At 71.1% G+C, this 23,132-nt stretch carries 33 protein-coding genes; 19 read left to right on the forward strand and 14 right to left on the reverse strand.

Annotated elements, in window-relative coordinates; genetic code table 11:
* Positions 1 to 9: 9 nt before the first annotated feature.
* The 4 genes from HS045_RS32845 to HS045_RS32860 form a co-directional block, all read right to left on the reverse strand.
* Positions 10 to 588 (reverse strand): hypothetical protein, encoded by a 579-nt coding sequence (locus HS045_RS32845; protein WP_196455527.1) that lies wholly within the window; start codon positions 586 to 588, stop codon positions 10 to 12.
* Positions 585 to 1,538 (reverse strand): DUF6545 domain-containing protein, encoded by a 954-nt coding sequence (locus HS045_RS32850; protein ID WP_196455528.1) that lies wholly within the window; start codon positions 1,536 to 1,538, stop codon positions 585 to 587. Before HS045_RS32850 ends, HS045_RS32845 begins: the two co-directional genes overlap by 4 nt.
* Before the next feature lie 117 nt (positions 1,539 to 1,655).
* Positions 1,656 to 2,162, reverse strand: coding sequence for a hypothetical protein (locus tag HS045_RS32855; protein ID WP_196455529.1), 507 nt, complete (start codon positions 2,160 to 2,162; stop codon positions 1,656 to 1,658).
* A 49-nt stretch (positions 2,163 to 2,211) separates the two neighbouring features.
* Positions 2,212 to 2,664 carry an XRE family transcriptional regulator gene (locus tag HS045_RS32860; RefSeq protein ID WP_196455530.1) on the reverse strand — a complete coding sequence of 151 codons (453 nt, stop codon included), beginning with the start codon at positions 2,662 to 2,664 and terminating at the stop codon, positions 2,212 to 2,214.
* A gap of 251 nt (positions 2,665 to 2,915) precedes the next feature.
* Between HS045_RS32860 and HS045_RS32865 the strand changes: the two genes are divergently transcribed.
* Positions 2,916 to 4,556: a hypothetical protein gene (locus HS045_RS32865; protein WP_196455531.1), complete on the forward strand. Its 1,641-nt coding sequence runs from the start codon at positions 2,916 to 2,918 to the stop codon at positions 4,554 to 4,556.
* 165 nt (positions 4,557 to 4,721) lie between these two features.
* On the opposite strand, the gene HS045_RS32870 is transcribed toward HS045_RS32865, so the two are convergent.
* Positions 4,722 to 5,036, reverse strand: a complete 315-nt coding sequence (locus HS045_RS32870) for a hypothetical protein (protein WP_196455532.1) — start codon at positions 5,034 to 5,036, stop codon at positions 4,722 to 4,724.
* Positions 5,033 to 5,272, reverse strand: a complete 240-nt coding sequence (locus HS045_RS32875; protein ID WP_196455533.1) for a hypothetical protein — start codon at positions 5,270 to 5,272, stop codon at positions 5,033 to 5,035. Before HS045_RS32875 ends, HS045_RS32870 begins: the two co-directional genes overlap by 4 nt.
* Positions 5,273 to 5,476: 204 nt before the next feature.
* On the opposite strand from HS045_RS32875, the gene HS045_RS32880 reads away from it, so the two are divergent.
* From HS045_RS32880 to HS045_RS32950, 15 genes are all read left to right on the forward strand, one after another.
* Positions 5,477 to 5,857, forward strand: a complete 381-nt coding sequence (locus HS045_RS32880; protein ID WP_196455534.1) for a hypothetical protein — start codon at positions 5,477 to 5,479, stop codon at positions 5,855 to 5,857.
* On the forward strand, positions 5,854 to 6,153 hold the full coding sequence (locus HS045_RS32885; RefSeq protein WP_196455535.1) for a hypothetical protein: 300 nt from the start codon (positions 5,854 to 5,856) through the stop codon (positions 6,151 to 6,153). Before HS045_RS32880 ends, HS045_RS32885 begins: the two co-directional genes overlap by 4 nt.
* The gene (locus HS045_RS32890) at positions 6,150 to 6,536 is read left to right on the forward strand and encodes a hypothetical protein (RefSeq protein ID WP_196455536.1); all 387 of its coding nucleotides are present in this window, start codon (positions 6,150 to 6,152) and stop codon (positions 6,534 to 6,536) included. The genes HS045_RS32885 and HS045_RS32890 overlap by 4 nt, the downstream gene beginning before the upstream one ends.
* The gene (locus HS045_RS32895; RefSeq protein ID WP_196455537.1) at positions 6,533 to 6,778 is read left to right on the forward strand and encodes a DNA-directed RNA polymerase subunit alpha C-terminal domain-containing protein; all 246 of its coding nucleotides are present in this window, start codon (positions 6,533 to 6,535) and stop codon (positions 6,776 to 6,778) included. Before HS045_RS32890 ends, HS045_RS32895 begins: the two co-directional genes overlap by 4 nt.
* Positions 6,778 to 7,407 carry a hypothetical protein gene (locus tag HS045_RS32900; protein WP_196455538.1) on the forward strand — a complete coding sequence of 210 codons (630 nt, stop codon included), beginning with the start codon at positions 6,778 to 6,780 and terminating at the stop codon, positions 7,405 to 7,407. The genes HS045_RS32895 and HS045_RS32900 overlap by 1 nt, the downstream gene beginning before the upstream one ends.
* Positions 7,404 to 7,619, forward strand: coding sequence for a hypothetical protein (locus tag HS045_RS32905; RefSeq protein ID WP_196455539.1), 216 nt, complete (start codon positions 7,404 to 7,406; stop codon positions 7,617 to 7,619). The genes HS045_RS32900 and HS045_RS32905 overlap by 4 nt, the downstream gene beginning before the upstream one ends.
* 22 nt (positions 7,620 to 7,641) lie before the next feature.
* Positions 7,642 to 8,850 carry a tyrosine-type recombinase/integrase gene (locus HS045_RS32910; protein ID WP_307827834.1) on the forward strand — a complete coding sequence of 403 codons (1,209 nt, stop codon included), beginning with the start codon at positions 7,642 to 7,644 and terminating at the stop codon, positions 8,848 to 8,850.
* A gap of 35 nt (positions 8,851 to 8,885) precedes the next feature.
* Positions 8,886 to 9,290, forward strand: a complete 405-nt coding sequence (locus tag HS045_RS32915; protein ID WP_196455540.1) for a hypothetical protein — start codon at positions 8,886 to 8,888, stop codon at positions 9,288 to 9,290.
* 72 nt (positions 9,291 to 9,362) lie between these two features.
* Positions 9,363 to 9,617 carry a hypothetical protein gene (locus HS045_RS32920; RefSeq protein WP_196455541.1) on the forward strand — a complete coding sequence of 85 codons (255 nt, stop codon included), beginning with the start codon at positions 9,363 to 9,365 and terminating at the stop codon, positions 9,615 to 9,617.
* Positions 9,614 to 9,898: a hypothetical protein gene (locus HS045_RS32925; protein WP_196455542.1), complete on the forward strand. Its 285-nt coding sequence runs from the start codon at positions 9,614 to 9,616 to the stop codon at positions 9,896 to 9,898. The genes HS045_RS32920 and HS045_RS32925 overlap by 4 nt, the downstream gene beginning before the upstream one ends.
* Positions 9,898 to 10,389: a hypothetical protein gene (locus HS045_RS32930; protein ID WP_196455543.1), complete on the forward strand. Its 492-nt coding sequence runs from the start codon at positions 9,898 to 9,900 to the stop codon at positions 10,387 to 10,389. Before HS045_RS32925 ends, HS045_RS32930 begins: the two co-directional genes overlap by 1 nt.
* The gene (locus tag HS045_RS32935; RefSeq protein ID WP_196455544.1) at positions 10,386 to 10,610 is read left to right on the forward strand and encodes a hypothetical protein; all 225 of its coding nucleotides are present in this window, start codon (positions 10,386 to 10,388) and stop codon (positions 10,608 to 10,610) included. Before HS045_RS32930 ends, HS045_RS32935 begins: the two co-directional genes overlap by 4 nt.
* On the forward strand, positions 10,607 to 11,086 hold the full coding sequence (locus HS045_RS32940) for a hypothetical protein (protein WP_196455545.1): 480 nt from the start codon (positions 10,607 to 10,609) through the stop codon (positions 11,084 to 11,086). The genes HS045_RS32935 and HS045_RS32940 overlap by 4 nt, the downstream gene beginning before the upstream one ends.
* Positions 11,083 to 11,433 carry a hypothetical protein gene (locus HS045_RS32945; protein ID WP_196455546.1) on the forward strand — a complete coding sequence of 117 codons (351 nt, stop codon included), beginning with the start codon at positions 11,083 to 11,085 and terminating at the stop codon, positions 11,431 to 11,433. Before HS045_RS32940 ends, HS045_RS32945 begins: the two co-directional genes overlap by 4 nt.
* A gap of 130 nt (positions 11,434 to 11,563) precedes the next feature.
* Positions 11,564 to 11,905 (forward strand): hypothetical protein, encoded by a 342-nt coding sequence (locus tag HS045_RS32950; RefSeq protein WP_196455547.1) that lies wholly within the window; start codon positions 11,564 to 11,566, stop codon positions 11,903 to 11,905.
* Between the two features lie 142 nt (positions 11,906 to 12,047).
* On the opposite strand, the gene HS045_RS32955 is transcribed toward HS045_RS32950, so the two are convergent.
* The 8 genes from HS045_RS32955 to HS045_RS35700 all read right to left on the reverse strand — a co-directional run bounded on the left by HS045_RS32955 (position 12,048) and on the right by HS045_RS35700 (position 20,015).
* A complete protein-coding gene (locus tag HS045_RS32955; protein ID WP_196455548.1) occupies positions 12,048 to 13,172 on the reverse strand; it encodes a hypothetical protein in 1,125 nt (374 codons plus the stop codon).
* Positions 13,173 to 13,187: 15 nt separating this feature from the next.
* Entirely contained in the window at positions 13,188 to 15,239 is a 2,052-nt protein-coding gene (fxlM, locus tag HS045_RS32960; protein ID WP_196455549.1) for a methyltransferase, FxLD system, read from the reverse strand.
* Positions 15,240 to 15,285: 46 nt separating this feature from the next.
* Entirely contained in the window at positions 15,286 to 16,350 is a 1,065-nt protein-coding gene (locus HS045_RS32965; protein ID WP_196455550.1) for a lanthionine synthetase LanC family protein, read from the reverse strand.
* Entirely contained in the window at positions 16,347 to 18,233 is a 1,887-nt protein-coding gene (locus tag HS045_RS32970) for a lantibiotic dehydratase family protein (RefSeq protein ID WP_307827836.1), read from the reverse strand. The genes HS045_RS32965 and HS045_RS32970 overlap by 4 nt, the downstream gene beginning before the upstream one ends.
* Positions 18,234 to 18,446: 213 nt before the next feature.
* Positions 18,447 to 18,620, reverse strand: a complete 174-nt coding sequence (locus HS045_RS32975) for an FxLD family lanthipeptide (RefSeq protein WP_196455552.1) — start codon at positions 18,618 to 18,620, stop codon at positions 18,447 to 18,449.
* Between the two features lie 371 nt (positions 18,621 to 18,991).
* Positions 18,992 to 19,135, reverse strand: coding sequence for a hypothetical protein (locus HS045_RS32980; RefSeq protein ID WP_196455553.1), 144 nt, complete (start codon positions 19,133 to 19,135; stop codon positions 18,992 to 18,994).
* A gap of 395 nt (positions 19,136 to 19,530) precedes the next feature.
* The gene (locus HS045_RS32985; protein WP_196455554.1) at positions 19,531 to 19,896 is read right to left on the reverse strand and encodes a hypothetical protein; all 366 of its coding nucleotides are present in this window, start codon (positions 19,894 to 19,896) and stop codon (positions 19,531 to 19,533) included.
* A complete protein-coding gene (locus tag HS045_RS35700; RefSeq protein ID WP_255532003.1) occupies positions 19,893 to 20,015 on the reverse strand; it encodes a hypothetical protein in 123 nt (40 codons plus the stop codon). Before HS045_RS35700 ends, HS045_RS32985 begins: the two co-directional genes overlap by 4 nt.
* A gap of 288 nt (positions 20,016 to 20,303) precedes the next feature.
* Here HS045_RS35700 and HS045_RS32990 point away from each other — a divergent pair, with 288 nt between their 5' ends.
* From HS045_RS32990 to HS045_RS33000, 3 genes are all read left to right on the forward strand, one after another.
* The gene (locus tag HS045_RS32990) at positions 20,304 to 21,803 is read left to right on the forward strand and encodes a hypothetical protein (RefSeq protein WP_230885239.1); all 1,500 of its coding nucleotides are present in this window, start codon (positions 20,304 to 20,306) and stop codon (positions 21,801 to 21,803) included.
* A 9-nt stretch (positions 21,804 to 21,812) separates the two neighbouring features.
* Complete coding sequence (locus HS045_RS32995) at positions 21,813 to 22,367, forward strand: GNAT family N-acetyltransferase (RefSeq protein WP_196455555.1); 555 nt, start codon at positions 21,813 to 21,815, stop codon at positions 22,365 to 22,367.
* A gap of 117 nt (positions 22,368 to 22,484) precedes the next feature.
* Entirely contained in the window at positions 22,485 to 22,886 is a 402-nt protein-coding gene (locus tag HS045_RS33000) for a hypothetical protein (RefSeq protein WP_196455556.1), read from the forward strand.
* The last annotated feature ends 246 nt before the right edge of the window (positions 22,887 to 23,132 follow it).

Below are 23,132 nucleotides of genomic sequence, written 5' to 3' on the forward strand. Positions count from 1 at the left end.
CTCGGCTTTCTAACTGAAGATCGCGAGGATGAGCAGCGGCGTCGTGGCTCCCTGCGCCAGGCCGACCATCACCTGCGCGGGGGTGTGCTCGCCGAGGCGGACCCGCGACCAGGCGATCGCCGCACTCGCGGCGATTGCCGCAGGCAGCATCCACGGCCCGAGGAGGTAGACCATCCATACGCCGAACCCGGCGACTGATGAGGCGTGCCAGGACACATTCCATACGCGCGCCACGGGGATCTTGACGACGAAGCCGGTCAGGATCGACGCTACGAGGCTCACCAGGACCGGCGGCGCGCCCGCCACGACGAAGACGACCAGGCATGCGAGGAGGATGCCGGCCGCGATGACCAACGGAAGCGTCCTCTTGAGGGGACTCCCCTTGTCATCCATCGCCTTGATCACGACCAAGGGCGCGATGACGCACGCCACCGTGGTGGCGAGGCCCCACAGCAGTCCCACGCCGCCCGCCTGAAGCGTCCCGGCCAGGGGCGGCAGGACCGGCCCGAGGACGCTCGGGCCGAGGACCGCTGAGGTCACCGCGGCGACGCGGTGAGTGCGCGTCGCCGCGTCCGTACTGGACGTCACCGTTGCCCTGCCGCGATGCGCGCATAGGACTGCGAAACGGCGCCGAGCCATTTCGCCTCGTCCATGAACTCCTGCCGCGCCCCGCGGGTGGCCACCGCCACCCCGCTCCTGGAGACGCTCTCCCCTGCAGCGTGGTTAGCGATCGCCGTGGCGAACCACTGGGCCGCCGCCTGCGGATCGGACTCGGGAGCGGGGTCCGGGTGGAAGGCAGCCAGGCCGGCCTGAGCGTCGCGGATCTCCACCACATGCCGGATCAGCTGTTCTTCGCTGCTGGGCATCGGCAGCACCCGCTCGGGGAAGATCGCGGCCGCCGCGGAGTGCAGGGGCGTCAAGTCGTTCAGGAGGCGGCGGACTCGGCGGGAGTGCCTCGCGGCGCCGACCTCCAACACGATCGAGCCGGCCACGCTGGCGAGCATCATCGCCCCCTGGATACCGCGGAACTGCTGGTCGACGTAGACGCCGGGCCCGGCGACCAGCAGGCACCACAGGATGTACAAGGCCACAGGGAAGCAGATGATGGTGCCGCAGCCGAGGATGGCCATGCCGATGCGAATGTCTCGTCGGGTTCCGCGGCCGGTGGCCGCGTGCCACAGGCTGACACCGCCCGCGCTGGCGAAGGTCACGGCCAGGAACAGCTCGTAGGCGGTGAAGTAGACGCGGCCCGCCATGGAGCCGTCCCAGTCAGCGATGGCACCGACCGTGTGACCGGAGGCGAAGTGCGCGCCGGCCATGACGACGAGGGTGGCCAGCGCGGTGGGCCATACCCAGCGGGTAGGCCGTTGGGCGATGGTGAAGTACAAGCCGCACAGCGACGCACCGGACAAGACGGCTACAGCCCGTTTCACACCGGAGATGAGGGGCCACCCCGCCCAGGCGTCGACCTGGTCGAACCAGGGCCCGAGCACGGTGGGGGAGGACAACGTCCACGTCAGCGTGATGCCCAGGTACATGAGCCACCGTTGACGGGGAAGGCCTGGGGTGTTCGCTGATCGGGTACGCCAAGCGACGACCAGCCACATGGGCACCATCACGATCAGGTGAAAGAGCTCCGCTTTCGACATGAGGGGTTAGTCCTTCCAGTGGTTCAGCGCCTGTTCAGCGGCACGCCCGATGGGGGATCGGGATTGAAGGTTGGCGCGGGCCATCACGAGCGTGGCGAAACGCTCCGCTTCCTGCTCGGCTTCCAGCTCGTAGGTGGTGCGGGCCATCACAGCCCGGACGACCACGTGAGGCGGCAAGGCCGGGAACCGGGCCTGCAAGAGAGCGATGAGGCTGGCTTCCGCAGTGGCGCCCTGATCGTGTCCGGCGACGACATGGCCGAGCTCGTGCGCGACGATGTGCGTCTCGAAGATGGGTACGGCGGCGGCGGCCTGGTCAACGAAGATGTAGTCGACCAGGTCCTCGCCGCGGATCCATAGGCCGCACCAGCCCATGGAGGCGGAGAGGCCGGGCAGGGTCGAGAGGCGGATGTCGCGTCCCAGCGCATGGGCGTAGTGGTCGATCAGGGTGTGAGCGGTGAGTCGGCGAGGTAGGCCGATCTTTTGCAAGGTCGCGGACAGGTCGAACTTGGGCATGCAGGCACACCTTGATCAAAGAGCGCAATGCCGCGCAACGGTACGGCGGTCAGGGGCCGGGCTGGCTCGGGGGGCGGGTATCGGGGAGGCCCGCCCCCCTGCGCATTGCCTCGACGACGGCCTGGAGCGTGTCGAGGTCAGCCTCCGGTAGTCCGGCGGCCGTGCGCGCGAAGGCGGCGATCTTGCCTTCCCGCATGAGGTCGAGCAGCCCTGACTCCTTCATCGCCCGTAGCTCGCTCAGCTCTTGCCGTATCCGCGCGCCGGCTGGGGAGTCGGCGAAGACGGTGGCGTCATCGAAGCCGAAGAACTTCGCCAGCGCCTCCTTCAGCTCCGGAGATGGGTTGGGCCGTTTCCCCGAGCGCAGCATCGACAGGTACGCGGCCGAGACCTCCGTGCCCGCCTTGGCGAGAGCGTCGGCCACTTCTTGCAGGGTGTACGGCTTACCGTCCTCGCGGGGAACCTGCTCCCAGATCCGGTTGAGCCGGTCTGCAAACGTGGGCACTCTGCTGCCTTCCAGGTCGATACAGGGCGGATCGGTGGAGACGTTACCCCTCGGGTGGTCCATGACGCGATCCGGTTGACATATCGTATCGTTTCCGGACACAGTAGCCCCCGGAATTTAACTAAAACCTCCTGACCTGGGACAAGGCATACACCGTAGTTAACAACTGATGAACGACCTGGGGGTTTGGCCTGTGTCACACGGCCAGCTCGACCCCCAGCCCCAGCGACATCACGCCTCGGAGACCCGCGTTGCAACTGGACCATGACGGCCGGAGACTGTTCCTTGAGCTCTCCGCCCACCTGTATGAGCAAGCCGTCGAGCGCGCAACCGGTGATGATGCTCAGCGCAACGAGGGTCTGGCCTTCTGGCAGGTCATCCGGAACGCGATGGACCAGGAGGTCGCCGAGCACAACAAGCGGATGGAGGTCTACCGGAAGCTGGAGGACCTCGCCGTCACCCGCATGGCCCGCGTGCAGGGCATGCCCTACCACCGCATCGGGGCCCGAGCCGGGAATAGGTCCCGCACCTGGGCCCACCAGCACACCCTGCCCGCGGACATCGTGGACGACTTCCTGGGACTGCTGGAGGAGGCCGAAGAGGAGCAACGCGCCGCCTACCTGCGCAACATCATGGAGCCCGAGGCCACCGCGGAGCAGGGCGGCAGCAGCGTCCTCACCCTGTCCACCGTCCGCCAGAAGGTCCGCAACGAGCAGGACGCGGCGCGGTTGACGATCATCTACCGGCGGCTGCGGCACTGGCTCGGCGGAGCCGCCGCCGCTGTGGGCCCGGCCTACGTCGCGGCGCGGGCCGCCGTGGAGGGCTACACCTCGACCGTGCACACGGCGCTGATGAGCAACGGCGCGCTTCTGCCGCTCCCCGCCGTGGACCCGGTGAGCGGTACCGGCCTGACGAGCGTGCTGTCGGCGGCCTCCGGAACGACGACCGCGCAGGCGTCGGGTCCGGTGGCGACGGCGGTCGGGAAGTTCGTCGCCTCGACCATCATCGGTGTGCAGGCCACCGCGGGCGTCTCGGCGCCGGCCGCCACGGTGGTCGTGGCCACCATGGGTGCGGCGAGTGCGCCCGTGGTCCGCGCCGTCGAGACCGTCGTGGCGGACACGGTGACCAAGCCGATCGCGGCCGCTTTCGGCCTGGACGGCGGGGACCCGGGCCCGGTCCTGGTGCCGCCGGTCGTACCGCTCCCCGCAGAGACGCCGACCGGGGCACCGAGTGAGGTACCCGCCTCGGCCGGCGCTCCGCCGACGCCCCTGCCAACGCCGACGCTGGAGCCCCCAAAGCCTGCCGACACCGCGGCGGCCGAACCGGACGTCGGCGCCGAGCGGGTGCCGGCGTCGGCACCGGCGACGACGCCCGCGTCGACGCCTTCGCCGACGCACCGGACCAGCGACGCGAGCCCGGCACCTACTCCTACTGCTTCTCACGCGCCGACGCCCACGCAGGCACACGAGACCCCGGCCCCTGTGGAGCCGACGTCGGTGCCCGCACCCATGCCTACCGAGAAGCCGAAGCCTCCGGAGCCGACCACCGCGCCGACGCCCACGGAGGCGCCGATGCCTACAGGGACGGCGACTGCGGACCCGGCCCCCACCCCGACGCCTACGGACTCGCCCACGGCGGAGCCGGAGCCGACTCCCACCGAGACGGAGACCTCGGCGCCCGCGCCGACGCCCACGGACCCGCCGAGCGAGTCGCCCGCTCCGGAGCCGACTCCGACGCAGAGCAGCGCGCCCGCTCCGGAGCCCACGGGCGAGCCGGACGATGCTCCCGCCGGAGGCGAGCAGAGCGCGCCGGATCCTCTTCCCGCGGGGGCGGGGGAGGCTCCGGTGGCGTGGGGCTGGTGGTACGAGCCCGTCACGCGAGAGATCGCGTAGGCCCGTTTCAGGGGGTTCCTGGCGTCATGCCCGGCTTGCATCCGGCGATCACCGCTAAATGATCTCTCTGTAGCGGACGCTGGCGGGCGAACTCGGGACGCCAAAGGGCAAGGGCTCAGGAGCGGCCTCGGCGGCTCCTGAGCCCTTTCAGGCGTTCATCCCTGCTTACAGGTCCTCGGCGATGCGCCGCATCGCCCGCACGGCCTCCATCTCCTGGCGGGAGAGGACGTCGTGGTGCTCCATGAACCAGTCGCGGATCAGGCGCATCGGCTGAGTGGTGTTGACGTAGCGGCGGGCGCCGCTCACCGTGATCGGCACCGTGAGCGTGTCCCCGTCGTGGGCGGACAGGACGGTCAGGCCAGTGATGAAGCGCCGGCGCGAGTCGAGCACGCCGGGGGCGGAGATGACCAGCATCAGCCGTTCGCGGTCGATTCCCTTGGGGGAGTAGAGGTAGACGCCGCCGGTCTGGAGCTGGATCACGCGGCGCCTCGCTCGCGGGACTCATCGTCGGCAAGGGATGCCTCGTGCTCGTCGGCGAGTGCCTCGGCGAAGTCGTCGGCGGCCGCGGTGGTGGGCGCGCCGGTGACGAGCGCGTAGTAGGTGACGGCCTTCTCGACCCAGGCCGACTTGCTGAGCCCGTCACGCTCGGCGCCGGACTCGATGAACCCGTGGGCGACCTCGCTCAGGCTGTAGGAACCGTTCTTCGTCGTACTCATACTCGTGATGATACTTCGCATGAGAGTCACGCTACTAGTGCTGCTGTTAGTGGCGCTGGTAAATCTCTCAGGTTTTTATTTCCGGGAATTAGTGTTCCCACCGATAAAACTGTTATGATCATGCCAAGGGCGGCCCGCCCCGGGGAGCGGTCCCCGACCGGCCCGCCCGCGACAGCCCCAGGACGCACGAAAGGACCTAAGCGCGTGCACAACGACTTCGTCCCGTTCGACGCCAACCGCGCGGCGCTCGCCGAGTACCTCGACGCCCACCCCGAATGGGAGTGCGTCCTCTTCGGCCCGCAGTACGCCTACTACCGGCACCCCTCCTTCTCCCGGCCGCACGACCACATCGAGATCCCCGCCAACGACGATCCCCGGTTCGTCTCCGAGGACCGCAAGATCTGCCAGACCGCTGCCCGCCTCATCAACGCCGTCGCGCTCGGCCTGCCCACCACCACCCCGCAGGAGCCCCTCCGCCGCCTGGTCGAGATCACCGAGTGGGCGCGCACGCGCGGAGCGGGCATCCCCGACTCCCTCGCCGCCGAACTGGTCGCCATTGCCACCGGAGCGGAGGACGCCCGATGAGCGACCTGCCGACCACCCTGTCGCCCGAACGGCTCGCCGAACTCGCCGCCCAGGGCCGCGCCCAAGCCGGCCGCTCCCCCTTCGTGAACCCCGACACGGTCGCCCAGCTCAAGGAACTGCTCCGCGAGCGAGGCGAGACGTGGGCCGCAAGCATCCTGATGCGCGACCTGTCCCGCCGTTCCCTCCTCTTCCCCCACCTGCCGTGGCTGAAGGATGGGGAGATGGAGACGCTGGTCCTCGCCAACAAGGCGGAGTGGGAGCAGCTTGTCAGCGCGGCGGGCGGTGACGCCCGATGACCGCCACCGCCGTACGGCTCGTCCCGTTCAACGCCACCCTCCCCGCCCTCATCCAGTTTCTCGACGCCAGCCCCGTCTGGGAGCGCGCCACGCGCCGCTCCGGCTTCCTCACCTGGGACCTTTCCCCCGACGTCTCCGATGCCGTCTACGGTGGACGCCACCACAGCGTGAGCCTCCTCCCCGTCGACGTCGCCAAGCACGTCGACACCGAGAGCTGGTGCGCCGACGCGGTGAACACCATCAACGCCGTGGCCCTCGGCCTGGACCCGAGCACCCGCCCCGACGCCGTTGAGCGGCTCGCCGCGATCTACCGGCTCGCCGAGCCCGGTAGCACCATCGCCCTCATCGCCTCCGGACAGGTGGAGGCGGTGGAGCCCGCATGAGCACCCCGACGCAGAGCATGGCCGAGCTGGTCGCCAAGAGCGGCCTGCCCGACGATCACCCGATCAAGGCGCTGCCCGGCCTGACCTGGCACGTCACCAAGCCTCTGGAGAAGGCGTCGATCGTCATGGTCGGCGACCTCGCTGCCCGTACCGACGCCGAACTCCTCGGCGTCCCGAAGTTCGGCGGCCGCCGCCTGGAGGCGGTCAAGGCCGCGCTCGCCCGCGCTACTGGAGATGCCTGATGACGACCTGGCAGACCACGCTCTCCTCCGAGCAGCTCGACGAGCTCGCCGCCCAGGGGTACACGCAGGCCGCATGCTCCGCCCCGGGCGATCCCGCGGTGCTTAACGAGGTCACCGACATCATCCGGAAGCGCGGCTCATGGTGGGCTGAGAGCATCCTGCGACGTAGCCTGGCCGACCGCAAGACGGGACGGGTAGCCGCGTTCCCGCCCTTGAGGGATGGCGAGATGGAGACGCTGATCCTCGCCCACCAGACCGAGGCGGAGATGGAGCGCGGCGAGCAGAGGGCACGCGAGGCGATCGCCGCGTGCGTCGCCCGCCACGGCGGCCACGCCTGGATGCTGGAGTGTGAACCGGAGGAGGCCCCCGTCCTGTCCTGCGCGCACGGCTGCCCGGCGCAGGCGCACACCCTGTTCCCCGAGGACCCCACTGACCTCATGGTCGGCGACCTCACCGCCGACGACGGCACGACCATCCACATCCAGGGCGGCGAGCACGACGCGACCTGCCTCGTGCAGATCCCCGTCTCAGTGGAGGTTGAGGACGTCATCTACCCGGGCGGGCCCTGGGGCGCCACCGAGTACGACGTGTTCATCCACCTCACCAACCGGCCAGGAGAGCAGCCGTGACCCAGGAGAAGACCGACCACATCGACCGGAACCTGCTCATGCTGAACCACGCTCGGCGCATCGCCGTCGCCCTCGGCGCCGCCTCCGACGAGCCGTCGAACGTCGCCTACGAGCTGGACCAGCTCTTGGATGGCAAGGAGCTGACCATGGGGGAACTCCTGCTGGCGGCGCTCGCCGAGATCGCCGAGAAGCGCGAGCAGGAGCACACGTGAGCAAGACCAGGCAGAGCACTCGGTGAACGAGCACCTCCCCGAGACCACCACGGCGGGCAGCGATGCGCTGCCCGCCGTGGTGACGCCCGTCGATTCCCTCCGGAACCCCTACCTGGCCTACCTCGCCTCCCTCGACTCCGTAGAGTCCAAGCGCACCATGCGCGGCTGCCTCGACCGGATCGCCCGCATCCTCGCGGGCCGCGATCCGAACGGCACCGACCCGGAGACGGGCAAGCCCGACCCCGCCGTGCTGTCGATCACCGGGGAGAACGTCCGCTGGCATCTCCTGCGCTACGAGCACGCCATCCGGCTCCGGGAACTCCTCGCCGAGCAGACCAACAAGCAGGGGGAGCCCTGGTCACCGGCCTACCGCAACAAGCATCTGGTGGCGCTCCGGCAGATCCTCGACCAGGCGTGGCAGCTCGGTCTCATGAGCGCCGAGGAGAAGGACCGTGCCGTACGGCTCGACCCGTTCAAAGGCACGCGACTCCCTGCCGGCGAGCACCTGCCGATCGAGCGGGTCGGCGCGCTGCTCGCCGAGTGCGACGCCGACGCCGTCCTGGCCGGGCCCGACGACGAGACCCCGCGCGAGCGTGCCCGGCGAGAGGTCCTGCGCCGGGTGGCGCTGCGGGACGCGGCGATCATCGCCGTGCTGTACGCCTCCGGGGTCCGGCGGGCAGAGCTCGCTGGGCTCGCCCTGGCCGACTACGACCCGGCCGCCCGCTCCCTGCGGGTACGCGGCAAGCGGGACAAGGAACGGCTCGTCTACATCACCACCAGCGCCGTCGCCCGCGTCGAGGCATGGCTGACGGTGCGCGGCCGCGAGCCCGGGGGCCTATTCACGCCGTTCACGCCGCGCGGCGGCCACATCCGCCGCGACGCCCAGGGCCGCCCGGCGCACATGGACGGGCGGACGGTCGGCGACGTCCTCAACCTGCGCGGCGAGCAGGCCGGGGTCGGACCGCAGGCCGCGCACGACTTCCGCCGCACGTTCATCGGTGAGCTGCTCGACTCCGGCGTGGACCTGGCCACCGCCCAAGCCCTCGCCGGGCACGCCTCACCGACCACGACCGCCCGCTACGACCGGCGGCCGGAGCGACGCCGCCGCGAGGCCGTCGACCAGCTGCGCACACCGCCCGCGGTCCCGCTTCCCGGAGTCGTACGAAAGCGGGACAAGCCGCCCGCCAGACAGGAAGATGAGACTCGCTCACGCGGCCGCCGGAGCGGCTGAACGAGCGCCACGCGGCGCAGACAGGAAGGAACCGCATGCCCACCTCCCCGGAGCAGACCGGCCCGGCCGGCGACTCGACGGCCAAGGACTGGAACGCGCTGTGGCGCTCTGTGGTCGCTCATGCCATGGAGTGCGCTGAGCTGGCGGCCAACGCCGACCCGGCCAATCTCGGTGCGACCAGCGACTACGAAGACGCCCGCCAGGCGTTGGCTGCCGCCCTGCAGCGGAAGCCCATGCTGTTCAACGTGCACGGTGCCGCGCACCGCTTCCATAAGTCGCTGGGCGCCACCGAAGACCTGTCTGCCCGGCTCGCCAGCGGCGGGCTCGGCCCGGAGGAGCTGGACCTCCTGTTCTCTGCGCAGATGCTCGGGAAGGCGCTGTACGAGTTCGATGCAGCGGGCGGCCTGATGACTCAGGGTGCAACGCCGAAAGCACCCTGACCTGCCGATGCGACGTTAAGCACGAAATGCTCTAGCTTCCTCTCCCCGCCGTCCTGGAGAGGAAGCCAGAGCATGCCCCAACCCCCCGATGCGGCCGTGCTGCCGCCGTACAGCGGCCCGGACACCGACTGCCTGAAGTGCGGCGCGACCGGCGCAAACACCCAACACCGACCGGCCCGCGGGCCGATCGCCCTTCCGTGGAACCCGGAGGTCCTGGTCGACGGGCCCCGGCCCGAACGGATGGCCCGCCAATGCCGCTGCTGCGGCTACCAATGGGACGAAGCCCCCCAGGACGCCAAGCCCGCCCCAGCCGAGGTGAGCCGGTGAGAGCCGACAACCCCGGAATGAGCCTGTGGTTCGTCACCCTCGGCGGCGGCCGCCGCTTGCTCCGGCGGATCACCCTGTACGGCGAGCACCTCGGGCTGACGGTCACCCACCAGCACGACGGCGCTCTCCTGTTCCGCCACCACCGAGTCACCGCCGCGGGCCCCGACCGGACGGTCCGGAGGTTCTTCCGTACGGTGGACCGCGTCCTCTCGAGCGAGCGGAAGCGCAAGCAGGAGCAGAGCCGCGCTGACCTCCTGGCCCGTCTGCGGGGTGAGGCGTGATGGGATTCGTCCAGCACGGGCCCGAGAGCTTCTGCTCTTGGTGGTCCAGCACCGAGCACCCCATCGACCGGCTCCCCGTCGAACTCGACTGGCGGCTGCCCGTGCCGGAGCCGGGCCAGCCGATCACCGGGACCTGCAAGTCGTGCGGCCGGTACGGCGTCGTCTACGAGCCGCCCGGCATCCCGGCCGAGGCGCAGGCGTCGACGGCGGCGTTCCGGCAGTGGTTGAAGGAGGCGATCGCTGATCGCGTTGGCCGGTTTGGGGAGCCGCCGTTCGTCGGCCATCGTGGAGAGGCGGACGTGGCGCTGCTCGGCTGGCACCAGCCGGTCGAGATCGTCCGCACGACGGGCAGGTGGAGGGCGCCGGAGGCCGTCCAGGAGTGCCGGGAGTGCGGGAGTCGCGGCGGGCCGTACCCGTGCCGGACGCTGCGGATGGTGGCCGCGCCGTACCGGTTCGACTTCCCCGGCCACCGGCGGGAGTGGCTGCCGTGAAGCACCGATTCAAGCGCGACGAGTACGGCGAGGTCGACTACTTCGCTCATGAGTGGCACATCCACAACGGGCCTCGGTGCCTGTGGTGCGGTGACTCGTGGTGCATGTGGTGTGAGCGGGGACGCCATACCGAGGAATGCCCCGAAGGGGAGGCGGCGCGTCGTCGCCTGCACCGGGCGAAGCGCTCCTACATCACCAAGATCCGGCGGAGGCGGCGGTGACCGACTCCGGTTCCTACGCCCGAGGCGGTGAGGTCCCCGCCGGCGTGCTCGACGTCGACCCCGGCCCGCTCCCGGAAGCTGTCTCCCCTTGCCTGTATCGGATCCCGATCGTGGAGAGCCGCGTGGCGTCCGCTCCGCTGCTCCTCAAGGGGCCCGTCACGCTGTACGTCATTCCGGAGGACAGCGACGTCGACCACCCGGACACGTGGAAGCCGCTCGGCGTGCTGGACGGCGCCGGCCTCCAGCTCGCGGGGGAGCGGAAACCGCTCGACTTCCCGGACATGACCCTCGGGCCCTGGCCGGTGGACGACTGGAGCCGCATGCTGCCTGACTGGTCGACTCCCCGAACGCTGATGTTCGATCTCCTGCCGTGGCGGCCGGACTCCAGGTCGTGGCGGGCGTACCGGCGCCGGACCGGCCGCACCCACCCGGCCGCCCACCGGGTCAAAAGCCTGTACCGGCGGAGGCGCCGATGAACCGGCGGGACCTGCCGTGCTGCCCGGTCTGCCTGTCCGCGGAGCTCGTGGAGATGCGTCATTCGATCAACGGCCCGGGGTGGGCGCGCTACCGGTGCGGCCACGTCGTCCGCGGGTTCATGGCCGCCGCCCTGCGGCTGCCCTCGGCGGCCGAGGAAGCGAAGCGCCGGGCGGACGAGCGGGCCCGGCAGGTCGCCGAGGCCGCGCGGATCGTGCGCGAGCACGTCGGCGGGATGCGACTGCTCTACGAGCTCGGCCTGGCTGGCATCCCGTACGACGTTCTCGTCTCGACCCTCACCCGCCCCGAGACTGAGGAGAGCTTGCAGAGCCGCGCGGCGCCGCTGTAGCGTGCCGAGAGAAGTCCTCATCATCCCTGCGAGGGATCGGCCGGTATCGCTGATGAATCCGCGACCGTGCCTCATCGCCCCTTCAGAGGGGTCGTCACGCAGTGACAGCAGCTCGCAGTGGGAGGACACCATGGACAAGCCCCGGCACCGATCGACCCCGTGGCGTCGCGACGCCATGGGGCTGATCTTCCCCGCCGAGGCGCGTGCGGGTGTCCTCTCCGCGGTGGCCGGCGGGGAGACCGTGAGCGAGGCCATGGAGCGGTACGGCTTGCCGCATGAGATCGCCTTCGGTCGGGCCCGGTGGGACACCGAGTGGCGGGATCAGCTCTACCGCGCGCTCATGGACGGGCGGGACCCGAGCCTGGAGCACGGCCGGGCGCGGACGTACCGGGGCGGGTGCAGGTGCCCGGAGTGCATGGCCACGCAGTCCGGCTGCACGGCGGCGCAGCGGTTCCTGCAGACGGCGGGGTAACGCGACGGGTGGGGCAGCCTCCCGGGGCCACCCCACCCATCTTTCTCCCACCTGCTCGACGCGGCCGTTGGGTGCGGGCCGCTTCAGGACGGCGGGAGGTCATCATCCGCAGCCGATGATCTTACTCCGGCCGCGCCTCCCGCTATGCGCCCGTCAGGCCAAGGGAGGGCTGTTTCAGCAGGACGCGCAGTCGCTCCTCTGCTGCGTGAACCGCAGCGGTGACGGCGTCCATGTGATCCGCCGGCAGGACTCCCGCGCCGAGTCCCGACGCGGCGAGCACGGCGGTGAGCACCTCCTCCTGCCGGTGGGTCATCCGCGAGCGCATCACGGGGTGGTCCAGGACATCGCGGGCAGCGTAGGCGTCACCGGATGCCACGTCGATGACCGCGGCCCGCAGATCAGCGGCGCACGGCGTGGACCGGTCGGCGGTCAGGTCGAACGCGGTCAGGCCGAGACGGGCCCGGAACGCCGCCGTCATCGGCTCCGGCTCCGCGATCAACGTGAGCGTCTCCCGCACCACCTGGTCGATCTCCTGCTCCGGCGCCAGGGAGGGGTCCGGCCGGCAGTAGATGCGCAGGATGGCCGCGACGGTGTTCTCCCACGGCTCGTCCGGGGCGGTGGAGTCGATCATTTCGGTGGCCTGCTGGTGGAGGCCCTGCTCCAGCAGCGACATGATCTTGATCTGGCGTCCGTCGAGGAGCCGGTTGCCGATGCCGTGGTGCGCGGCCATGGTCGCGGCCGCCGCGGTCCAGCGGCCGCCGCGGGCGAGGGCTCTGGCGCCGTCGATGAGCAGGGCGACCCACAGCTCCTCGCAGAGTTTCCGGTGGTCGGCGTCGGTGCGGATCCACGGCGACAGGTCGACGTCGTGGCCGCGGATGAGCGCCGTCCCGCGCTGCTGGGCGGCGCGGTACAGCCGCTGGAGCACCTCGAAGGCGCCGTCGCCGTCGCCCTCGCGGATCAGCAGCCGCGCGATGTTCACCACTGGCATCAGCGCCATCACGGCGATGTCCTGCTCCAGGCTGCCGGCCCCGGCGAAGACGCGGTGCTGCCTCCAGCACAGGTCCGCGGCAAGGTCGGGCATCCCGGTGTCGGAGGCGATCAGCGCGGCGAAGTTCAGGACGCCGCAGGCGCGGGCCACCCGCTCGTGGTGGTCCGCGCCGTCCGACTCGACCAGCGCGGTGAGCTCGGCGATGCGTTTGTCCAGGGGCATTCCGGGCGGTTTGGGCCGCCGGACCAGGGGGATGCGGCAGGCTATCGCTGGGTTCATCGCGCTGCTCTCCTTCTACGGCCAGTCGATGACGAGTCGGCTGTAGGGCTTGTCGATGACGAACCGCGGGTCGGCGGCCGTCAGCAGGTCGCGGGCGCTGCCGGTGGCCATGCGGAAGGTAGGGGCCGGAGCGTCGTTGCCGTAGTCGCGGTCCCACTCGCTGATCGCGGCCGCAACCTGCTCGGCGAGCACGGCGGCGCGCGAGCCGTGCCCGATGACGCCGACCTCCCAGAACCGGCCCTCGCCATCCTCACCCTCGCGGACCGTCAGGTAGGCGAGGGAGTCGCCGTCGAGCGCGGCCATGGAACCCCAGCCGAAGTGCGGGGTGAAGCCGGGCCGCTGGCCGGGCAGCCGGGACAGGCCGTTCGGCAGGACGCACGCCAGCCACAGGTACAGCCACTCCCAGGGGGAGCCCTGCCGGAACTTCACCCCGGTGTAGACCTTGTGGGCGGGCTCGTCCAGGACGGTCCGGATCGCCTCCCGGTCGACGAGCTGCTCGCTGAAGGTCTCCAGGCGGACGTTGCCTTCCCCGGCCATGAGCACCCGCGTGTAGACGTCGTCGCAGATGCCCTTGCGCAGCGGGACGAACGTCGCCATCTCGCAGGAGACCGTCTTCCAGACCTCGCCGTCACGCTCGAACGCGAACGAGCGGGAGATGCTGCCGCGGATCCGCATCGGGATGACCACCCGGCCGCCGGGGGCGAGCTGGTCCAGCACCGTGACGGGGACGTCTCCCGTGCCGACGGTGAACTGGATCCGGTCGAACGGGGCATGGCCGGGCAGCCCGGCCGCGCCATCACCAAGGACGCAGGTGACGTTCGAGACGCCCGCCTCCGCCACGTTCTTCCGCGCGCTGGCCACCAGGTCCTCGTCAACGTCGACGGTCCACACGTGACCGTCCGGGGCGACGAGCCGCCCGAGCAGGGCCGCGTTGTAGCCGGTGGCGGCCCCGGCTTCCAGGACCTTGTCGCCGGGGCGGGCGCCCAGCTGCTCCAGTTGGGTGGCGACGATGGACGGCGCGGAGATGCACGAGATCATCTCGCCGGTCTCGTCGTCGTGCTTCACGGGCACGGCGTCATCGACGTACGCGGCCTCGACGCTGGCGTCGGGGATGAACCGGTGGCGCTCGACGGTGCGGAACGCGTCGATGATCGCGGGGGTGCGCAGGTGCCCGGAGGCGGTGAACCTGTCCACCATGGCTTCGCGCAGCTCGGTGGGGTCGACGGTCGTAGTGATGGTGGTCTCCATTTTCTCGACGGTAGGGGTTACGGGTACGGACTGGCGGGTGGACACGGTGGCCGGTTCGTCATCGCCGAACGCGACGCGGCGGCCCAGCCATGCCGCCGCGGCCTGCTCGGCCACGGGTACGGCGGCGCGGTTGAACGCGAAGATGGCGTGGTGGGCGAGCACCGCGCGCAGGCCTCGCGTCAGGTGCCCGCCGGCCGCGAGCCGGGCCAGGCGGCGGCCGGCGTCGGCGAACGCGGTGACCCGCTCAGCCCAGCCCGGTTCGGTGGCCTGTCGCTGCGCGGCGTCGGCGTTCATCAGGCGCCGCATGGCGCCGATCGCTGCCGTCCGGCGGGCCGCGTCCTGCGGCGGGTCGATCAGCGGGCGGAGGGCTGCGAGCTTCGCCCACACGTCGCCGATCTCGAACGGGTCGAGTCCGGCGGCGCGGTACATGGTGGACAGCAGCAGCACGCAGCGTTCCTTGGCGTGCGGGCTGCCGGTCTCGGCCAAGGCGGGAGGGCTGTCGGCGCAGAACACCTCATGAGCGACGGCCATACCGTCCGGGCCGCCGAAGGCGTCGGTCTCGGGCTCGTAGATGCCGCCGACCCAGCCGGTCGCCAGGTCGTCGGCGACGAGCTGGTCGAGCAGGTCGCCCGCGGGGTGTTCGGTGCGCAGCCGGAGCCCTCCGTCCTTGTGCAGGAAGTGGAACCGCTGGCCGTGCAGGGCGGCCGACAGGGCGGCGGCGGCCTTGGGGCTGATCCCGTTGCCGCCGGGGAAGCTGATGGTGGCGTGCCACCAGTCCGGTTCGGCCGCCGGGACCCGGTTGTCCTCGGTGGAGTTCATGTCGTCGTGTTCGCTCCTGCTCGGTAGAGGTCGGGTGGTGCGGGGGTCAGTGGATCAGCAGAGCTCGGGTCCAGCCGGTGGTGTTCGAGCCGTCCAGCGCCAGGTGCGCGCCGGCCCGGCCTTCCATGAACCCGGGTTTCGGCAGTCCAGCGATCCCTGCGGCCAGGCGCTGATGGAGCTGTTCGATGTGCCCGGCGAACCGGTCGGGGGCGGCGCTGTCGGTGGCGACGGCTCTGGTGACGGTCAGCAGGCCCGCCCAGCCGTGGCACAGGGACGCATCGGTGACCAGATCAAGGCGGGCCGGGTCGGCGAGAGCGGCCAGGGCCATCTCCTCGGCCATCTGCCTGCGGGCGGGGTCGCCGAGCGCGAGCGCGGCCAGCTGCAGGGCGCGGGCGATCCCCAGGGCCCCGTAGCACCAGGACGGACGTCCCGGCGGCGCCGACGACGGTGGCGGCTCCTGGGTGAGCTGGTCGCGGGTGATCCAGTAGAAGGCACCGAAGACGTCCAGCCAGCGCGCGAACACCTCGATGGCGTCGGTCTGGCCGTCCACCTGGATGCCGTGGCGGGCGGCGATGGACAGCAGCGCCAGCGGGCCCGCGATGCCGTGCGCGACCCCGTTGTTGCCGTGCCCGCCGACCACCTCCTCGTGCCCGGGACCGTCCGCGGACCACCAGCCGGGCAGCACCCGGCCGTCGTCGTGGACCGGGTGGGCCAGCGACACCAGACAGGCCAGCACCTCCCCCAGCAGCGGCGGCGGGCTCTCCCGGGCCAGCAGCAGCGCGGCCAGCCCGGTGAGCCCGCGGATCAGGTCGAACTCCGCCAGCGGCACCAGCAGCGCCGAATCCCGCCGCCGCCGGGCCGCGGCCAGGCGGGCGGCCACGACCCGGTCGACGGCGGCCTGGACGCCGGGGCTGGTGCGTCCGGCGCGGCCGAGCACGAACTCCAGCGCCGGGGCGCCGTGGAACAGGGACGCGTTCGCGCCGACGCTGACGCCGCCGGCGACCGCCTCGGCCAGCAGCGGCCGCGCCGTCTCGAGGTCGCCGCGCTCGATGGGCAGCAGCGCCATCCCGAGCGTGCCCTCGGCCAGGGCCTGCGTTCTGGGCGGGGTCATCGGGCCGCCCTCAGCGCGACGACGATGCTGTGCGCTCGCCCGCCGATCCAGCCATCGGCGTCCGGCGGCGGCGCGTCGTAGAGCGTCGCGACGGGGGCGCCGCCGAGGTGGGTGCGGAGCAGGTCCAGGTGCATGTCCTGGGTGAGGTCCAGCAGCAGCCGCTGATCGTCCACGGCCCACAGCACCCGCTCGGGCACCCGGGCCCTCTCGCGCCAGGCGTGCAGCTGCTCCGCCCACTGGCCCAGAGAGGCGGTACGGCCGGGCAGGGTCCGGGCGCGGAGCTGCCAGCGTGCGGCGACCAGGACGCTGCGCCGGTAGTGCAGCGCCGGGGTGAACGGCAGCGTCCACGCGGCCCCCCAGTCCCACCAGGTGACTTGGGGGGTGGCGGCGCGGCTGATCTCGGCCAGGAACCGGACCAGCGGCGGGGTGTAGTTGTTCCACACGAAGTTGATCGCGGTCGGCGCCAACAGCTCCACGCGCTCCCCCGTGGTCGCCACCGCGAGGTACAGGTGGCCGTCGCGGAGGCCGACGACCAGATCGGAGGGGAGGAGCACCTTCTCGTCGCCGGTGCGGAACTCGCCGACGCTCAGCAGACGCGGCAGGGCCTTCGGCGCCCGCGTGAGCAGGTCGGCCCCGACGCGGGAGGGATGGAACGACAACTGCGCCGCCTGCGCGCCGGGCGCCACCGTGGGCAGGTCGCCGTACCCGGCGGTGAGCTCCGGCAGCAGATACCAGAACCGGCCGGTCATGGTGCCGGCCGCGCGGGAGACGGTGTGGACGCGCAGCCGGAAGTCGCCCCTGCCGAGTGCCGGCAGCGAGCACGCCTGCACCTGTGCGCACAGCTCGAAGTGGGGCGCGAGGGCGGGGCCCGGCCCGCCCGCGGCGGCCTCCAACTCCTCGACCATCGCCTCCGACAAGATCACCGTCTGGTCGCCTTCGGCTGCGGCGGTCCCGGCGAGATCCAGCAGCACCCGGTCGCGGCGTGACATCGGCCGGGGCGGCTGTGACAGCACGTCGAACCCGTCCGGCAGGCCCAGCCCGGCGTCCGGGTCGGTGAGGTACTCCAGGGCAATCTCGGCGCCCTCGCCGAACCGCTCGGCGAACCGCTCGGTGTAGCGCTGCCAGGCCGTGGTCCCGGCCGGGCAGGGCGACAGGCGGGCCAGCGCGGTCGCCGCGGTCTCCAGCTCGACCGCGACCGTCTGCGGCAGGACCACCTCGGCGTCCAGCCGCAGGTCTGCCGCCGCCCGAGCGCTGGCGGCCACGACCGCGGGCGGCAGAGCGTCGGCCGGGTCGATGACGGTGGCGGGGGCCCGCAACTGCGACAGGAGCAGCCGGGTCCGCAGCAGGTCGGCGACCATCGCCGCCCGGCGGTGCGCACTCCCGTGCGGGAACGCGGCGGCGAGCCTGTCGAGCAGGGCCGCGTACCGGATCGGTGACCGTGCCGCCTCCAGCACCAGCGCCAGCGCGGGAGTCAGCGCCAGTGAGAACTCCGCGGCCCCCTCGGCGGGGACATGCACGCGGCCCGCACGGACGCGGGCCAGGGTGTTGACGCACACCTCGATGTCGGCCATCAGTTCGGGGTCTGCTTCGTAGGCGCTGATCGCCGCATCCAGTACGGTGGGGTCCGGCCGTACGACGACCTCGTGCGCCTCCCCGACGCGCACGAACGGCTTGTCGCCGAACTCGACCAGGCCGACGCCCGCGAACAGCCCGAACGGGGTGGACCGGTGCGCGGAGCGCAGGGCGTAGCGGGCGACGGCGAGGGCGGCGCGGCGGGCCCGGTGAGGATTCGTCACCTGCCTGGCCAGGATCGCCGCCACCTGGTGGGCGAGGTCGGGGCTGGCGTTGGTGACCGCCCGCCGGAAGGGGGCATCGGCCCACACCGTGGCAAGCCACGATCGCCACTGCTCGATGGGAGACCCGGGCCCCGGCCATGCCGGAAGGGGAGGAGTCGCAGTGTTCACCGCAGCGCGCAGCATCCCTGCGCCGGTGCGCTGGTAGAGCCTGATCCGCTTCCGCGTCATCACTCTCACTCCGTCCTGTACGCCATCCGGGAAGACAGGGGCCCGAGCCGGTGAGGCCCGCGCGAGCCGGGTCTACGACGTCGTGCAGGCGCTCGGGCAGGAGCTTCCGCAGTTGTCGCCGGTGCTGCACATCAGCACCGTGTCGGCCGCCGGGGTGCCCTCGACATAGGTGATGTCGAAGCCGAACGGGTCGACGTCGGTCTCGCTGTCCGCGGTGGTCGGCTGGTCGATGGTCGGGGTGCTCATCCCTGTCCTCCTCTGCTGTGCGGGGAACGCCGGCATGGGAGTCACGCCAGCGGGTGGGGACCCTGCATCGCCTCCCGGGGCGCCGCAGGGGTGGCGCCTGTTGTTCCTCCGCCGGCGGCGTCCCGTGGACCTTGTGCTGCCTGCGGAGTCGTACGGCGCGGCAGCACGGGAAGCGAGTGGTTTCCCCCGTGCTGCCGCGCCAGTTCATGGGGGACCGGCGGAAACGGTCGTGCGTTCGACGCCGAGCCGGTCGGCGGCCGCGTCGAGGTCTTCCGGCAGCAGGTTCCATCGGTGTACGAGCCGGGCCGCCGCGGACTTCTGCCGGAGGCGCCTGCGTATCCACCGGAGGGTGAGGAAGCCCCGGCGTGTGATCACCGATTGGCCTGCGGGGGGATCCCGGCGAAGCCCGGCATCGCGCCGAGGATCTGGTACGCCGACAGCGGCAGGGGAGCCTTCTCGGAGGGCTCGTCGGCGGGGTCGTCGGACGCGGGCGTGGGGACGTCGTTCTCAGGCATACCGGACTCCAGGGAGATGGTCAGCGGAAACGGATGAGGCTTGCCCGCGGCCTCGGCGGGACCTGCGTCGGCGCTGGGGGACTGCGCTCCCCTTCGCCGCGTGGTCACCGCCGCCGAGGCCGCGGGGTGTGATCTGGCAGGCTCCCGTCACCGGCCTGATGGGTGTGGGCGGCCGGAGGTGCGCCGTGGGGAGCACGAGCGCCTGCCAGAGGTCGTCTTCGGCCTGGACCATGCGGTCCCAGAGGCCTTCGGGGGTGCGGTCCTCGACCGTGGGGCAGCCCTGGGGGTCGCAGAGGTACAAGGCGGTGAAGCACCGGCTCCACGGTCCCCACATGACCAACCAGCGGCCTCCGGTGCGGGCCTGGAGCTCGCGGGCCTTGGCGGCGTTGGCGACGTCATACGGGCGCGGCATGAGAAGTCATCTCTTCCAGGTAGAGGTCAGCGAGGGTGCCGGCGGTGCCTTCACGGACACGCGCCACGAGGTCGGCCCGGAGCGCGGCACGGTGCTTAGCGAGCCGCGCGGCCGCGCCCCGGGCTGTGAAGGTCAGGACGAGCAGGGGCCGGTCCCTGCCCGGGATGGCTGCCGCGGGGGCGGTCCACCAGATGACGCGGCCATCTGTCCAGGCGACCAGACCATGCCATATCGAGAGCTGGACATGGCCGGAGACGAGCGGGTGCACGTCCACGGAAACGCCGTGCTCGTCCCGTAGCGCCGCGGCGATTCGGTGGGCTATCTGCTCCGCCGGAGTGTTCACCGTCACCGCATCCCCCTGCCGGTGAACGTCTGCGAGAGGACTCCTCCGTGGGGTCCGTAGAAGACCACGCTGCCGTCGCTCACCCACACCGTCGTGGCGCCCTCGCCCTGGTGGTCCAGCGGCATGCGTGTGCCGTGGCTCGGCATCGCTGGACTGGGGGACTGCTCATTCATCGGGGCCTCGGAAAAGTGAGACGGCTGGAGGACTGCCGTTAGTAAACGCCCTCGGCACTTGGATGGTCACTGGGCGTGCGGACATTCTTTCTATGCACTCAAGAACCCCATTGACCTGCGGATTCACCGGCAGGAGAGGCTGTTCTATGTCACCCGAAAGACCGGTGCCCGATTTGCGTGGTTGCCGAACGCGGGTATCAACGGCGACTCTGCCCCCAGAGCCCATTCCAGGGAGCTGTGATGAGCGGATCAAGCAAGAGGGACGTCAACCGGCTACGCACCCAGATGGCCCAGCAGGGCCGCGAGGTGGAGGAGATCGCCGAAGAGATCCGGCACATGTGCGGATGCTCGCGCCTGGCGGCGTTCCGCATGGCACTCGGTCTCAGCCAGCCCGAGGCGGTGGAGCGGTGCCGGCGGCAAGCACCGACGTCGGTCCTGGACCAGCCGCTGCTGTCGCGGCTGGAGATGTTCCCGGCGGCCGGATCTCGGGCGCCGCAGGCGACGCAGATCATCACGCTGGCCAGCGTCTACGGGACCACTCCGCTGAGGCTGCTCGACCCGGCAGCCCTGGACCGGCTCGACCCATCGGAACGGGACGTCCTGATCCGATGCAACACCGGATTCACCGCTGCTCCGACCGCCCCGGCCGGAGCAGCACCTTCACCAACGGCACGGGCACGTCCACTGGTCCACCTACAGGTACCAGCATCCGACAGCCTGAAGAAGGAGGTAGAGATGGCCGCACGCAGAGCGCTGCGGTTCACTGTCGGCGCAGAGGGCAGCAACATCGGCCCCGAGACACTGGACCAGCTACGTGCCGAGGTCAGCCGCCTCGCACTGGCCTACCCTCAGCAACCCCTGCCGACCCTGCTCGGCGACCTGACGGACCTCCAAGACGTCGCATTCCGGCTCCTCGAAGGCCGACAGCGGCCCGCCGAGACCGCCGAGATGTACCTCCTCGCCGGGGTCATCAGCGGAATGCTCGCCAAGGCCTCCCACGACCTCGGCGACCCGCACTCGGCGATGACGCAGGCCCGCGCGTCGTTCGTCTGCGCGGACAACGCCGGCCACGACGGACTGCGAGCGTGGACGCGCGGCCTGCAGTCGATGATCTCCTACTGGGCCGGGTGGCCCCACGAGGCCGGCCGCTACGCGCAGTCCGGCGGCGAGTATGCCTCCCGGACCCGTGGGACGAGCTCGGTGTGGCTGCCCGCGCAGGAGGCTCGGGTATGGGCCGTCCTCGGGGACGGGGAGCGGGCGATCGCGGCGATCGAGCGCGCGAACGACGCTCGGGAACAGGTCGAGCCGGACGACCTGGACGTCCTCGGCGGGATCATGACGTTCCCGCGGCCCCGCCAGCTCTACTACGCCGCTGACACGCGCGTGTGGCTCCCCGGGGATGAGGAGCAGGCCGACCGGGTCGCGGGCGAAGCGCTCGCCGCCTACGGCCAAGCGGCGCCGGATGAGCGGTCCTTCAGCGACGAGGCCGGTGCCCGTGCCGATCAGGCGCTCGCCCGGGTGAACCTGGGCGATCTGGAGGGCGCGGCCGAAGCGCTGCGGCCGGTGCTGGAGTTGCCCGTCGAGCAGCGCATCGGCGGAGTCGTCGCCAGCGCGATGCGCGTGCACGCCGCCCTCCGGACCCCGACCTACCGGGGCACGACCACCGCGAGGACATTGCAGCAGGAGATCGAGGTCTACGGGCAGGTGTCGGCCAGTGCCGCGCTTCCCCGCGGTCGCTAACCTCCCTTCATGTATCCCGTCACGATCACCTCCCCCCGGCTCGCCCTGCGCGAGTTCACCGCTGACGACGTGGACGCGCTCACCGCCATCTACGGCGACCCGAAGGTCGCCGAGCACATGAGCTTCGAGCCGCGCAGCCGCGAGCAGGTGCAGACCACCATCACCACCGTGACGGAAGCCGCCAAGGCCGTACCGCGGACCGAGTACTCCCTCGCCGCGGTACGGCCCGGCGGGGACCTCATCGCGTTCGCCCGCCTGGCCATCGACACCCAGCACCCGGGCCAAAGCAGCGGCCAGATCGGGTTCGCGCTCCGCGCCGACCAATGGGGCCAGGGCCTCGGTACCGACGTCGTGCGGCTGCTGCTGCGCCTCGCGTTCGACGAGCTCGACCTGTACCGCGTCTGGGGCGCGCGGAGCCCTCTCAACGAGGCCTCGGCCCGGGTGATGAGCAAGGTCGGCATGGTCGAGGAGGGCCGTATCCGCGGGCACCTCCTGGTCCGCGGCCAGTGGCGGGACTCGATCGTGCACTCGATCCTGGCGCCGGAATGGCGCGACGAGCGGTGATTGGTCGTCATCGGTGATGTCGTTGAACCCTCTGAAGATCAACTTCTGGAAACGATGTGCGACACGCCCGGCGCTAGTAGTGGCATATGCATAACTGAGTGCGCAATGATGCTCCGCATGGCTGCTATCCCGGGACGTACCCGCCGCGCGAACAGCGACGAGGGCGACAAGATCCTTCAGGGGTTCGTCCCCCCGGAGATCCACGCCCGCGCGCACCGCGGTGCCGCTGCCCGCGGAGTGAGCGTCGCCAGATATCTGGAAATCCTGGTCGAGGCCGACACGGTGGCTGACGACACGGCAGACACGATGCTGATCTGCCGGCCCCGCACCGCCCTCGGCTCCGGTAAGGGCAAGCTCCTGCAAGGCCGGGTCCGTCTGGACGTCTACGCGCGCGCCCGCCGTGGCGCTGCCGTGCGCGGCGTACGGATCGCCCAGTACCTGGTGATCCTCGTTGAAGCTGACCCGCAGGCCAACCCTGTGGAGCAGAAGCCGATGGATCAGCTCAGCCTGTCCGCGTAGACCTCGGGCGAGCCACACGGCTCCCGGAAGGAGAACCTGCACGACAAACGCGTAAATGCAAGAAGGCCCCCGCGCTATCGCCGACCAAAGCTCATGCGCGAGGACCTTCCCCAGTAGACATCCGGCCCGGCTCGTGTCGGCTGGAGCGCTTTCGCGTGCCTGGCCGGTGTCCTGACGTCTGGAGCCACGATAAACGATGGGCCCCAGGCTCTGCCAGTCATGCCCGGGTTCGGCGTGTCGGAACCG

Source organism: Planomonospora sp. ID82291 (genome assembly GCF_015711645.1).
GTDB lineage: Bacteria > Actinomycetota > Actinomycetes > Streptosporangiales > Streptosporangiaceae > Planomonospora.

Bases quoted from the DNA above. Each gene is read 5' to 3' on its own strand.
- fxlM (WP_196455549.1), bottom strand. From the start codon at position 15,239: ATGAACTCCACCGAGGACAACCGGGTCCCGGCGGCCGAACCGGACTGG.
- HS045_RS32955 (WP_196455548.1), bottom strand. From the start codon at position 13,172: ATGAACCCAGCGATAGCCTGCCGCATCCCCCTGGTCCGGCGGCCCAAA.
- HS045_RS32930 (WP_196455543.1), top strand. From the start codon at position 9,898: ATGGGATTCGTCCAGCACGGGCCCGAGAGCTTCTGCTCTTGGTGGTCC.
- HS045_RS32895 (WP_196455537.1), top strand. From the start codon at position 6,533: ATGAGCACCCCGACGCAGAGCATGGCCGAGCTGGTCGCCAAGAGCGGC.
- HS045_RS35700 (WP_255532003.1), bottom strand. From the start codon at position 20,015: ATGCCGCTGGACCACCAGGGCGAGGGCGCCACGACGGTGTGGGTGAGC.
- HS045_RS32850 (WP_196455528.1), bottom strand. From the start codon at position 1,538: ATGTACCTGGGCATCACGCTGACGTGGACGTTGTCCTCCCCCACCGTG.
- HS045_RS32990 (WP_230885239.1), top strand. From the start codon at position 20,304: ATGAGCGGATCAAGCAAGAGGGACGTCAACCGGCTACGCACCCAGATG.
- HS045_RS32890 (WP_196455536.1), top strand. From the start codon at position 6,150: ATGACCGCCACCGCCGTACGGCTCGTCCCGTTCAACGCCACCCTCCCC.
- HS045_RS32965 (WP_196455550.1), bottom strand. From the start codon at position 16,350: ATGACCCCGCCCAGAACGCAGGCCCTGGCCGAGGGCACGCTCGGGATG.
- HS045_RS32950 (WP_196455547.1), top strand. From the start codon at position 11,564: ATGGACAAGCCCCGGCACCGATCGACCCCGTGGCGTCGCGACGCCATG.
- HS045_RS32855 (WP_196455529.1), bottom strand. From the start codon at position 2,162: ATGCCCAAGTTCGACCTGTCCGCGACCTTGCAAAAGATCGGCCTACCT.
- HS045_RS32920 (WP_196455541.1), top strand. From the start codon at position 9,363: ATGCCCCAACCCCCCGATGCGGCCGTGCTGCCGCCGTACAGCGGCCCG.
- HS045_RS32875 (WP_196455533.1), bottom strand. From the start codon at position 5,272: ATGAGTACGACGAAGAACGGTTCCTACAGCCTGAGCGAGGTCGCCCAC.
- HS045_RS33000 (WP_196455556.1), top strand. From the start codon at position 22,485: ATGGCTGCTATCCCGGGACGTACCCGCCGCGCGAACAGCGACGAGGGC.
- HS045_RS32900 (WP_196455538.1), top strand. From the start codon at position 6,778: ATGACGACCTGGCAGACCACGCTCTCCTCCGAGCAGCTCGACGAGCTC.
- HS045_RS32885 (WP_196455535.1), top strand. From the start codon at position 5,854: ATGAGCGACCTGCCGACCACCCTGTCGCCCGAACGGCTCGCCGAACTC.
- HS045_RS32945 (WP_196455546.1), top strand. From the start codon at position 11,083: ATGAACCGGCGGGACCTGCCGTGCTGCCCGGTCTGCCTGTCCGCGGAG.
- HS045_RS32915 (WP_196455540.1), top strand. From the start codon at position 8,886: ATGCCCACCTCCCCGGAGCAGACCGGCCCGGCCGGCGACTCGACGGCC.
- HS045_RS32980 (WP_196455553.1), bottom strand. From the start codon at position 19,135: ATGCCTGAGAACGACGTCCCCACGCCCGCGTCCGACGACCCCGCCGAC.
- HS045_RS32975 (WP_196455552.1), bottom strand. From the start codon at position 18,620: ATGAGCACCCCGACCATCGACCAGCCGACCACCGCGGACAGCGAGACC.
- HS045_RS32995 (WP_196455555.1), top strand. From the start codon at position 21,813: ATGTATCCCGTCACGATCACCTCCCCCCGGCTCGCCCTGCGCGAGTTC.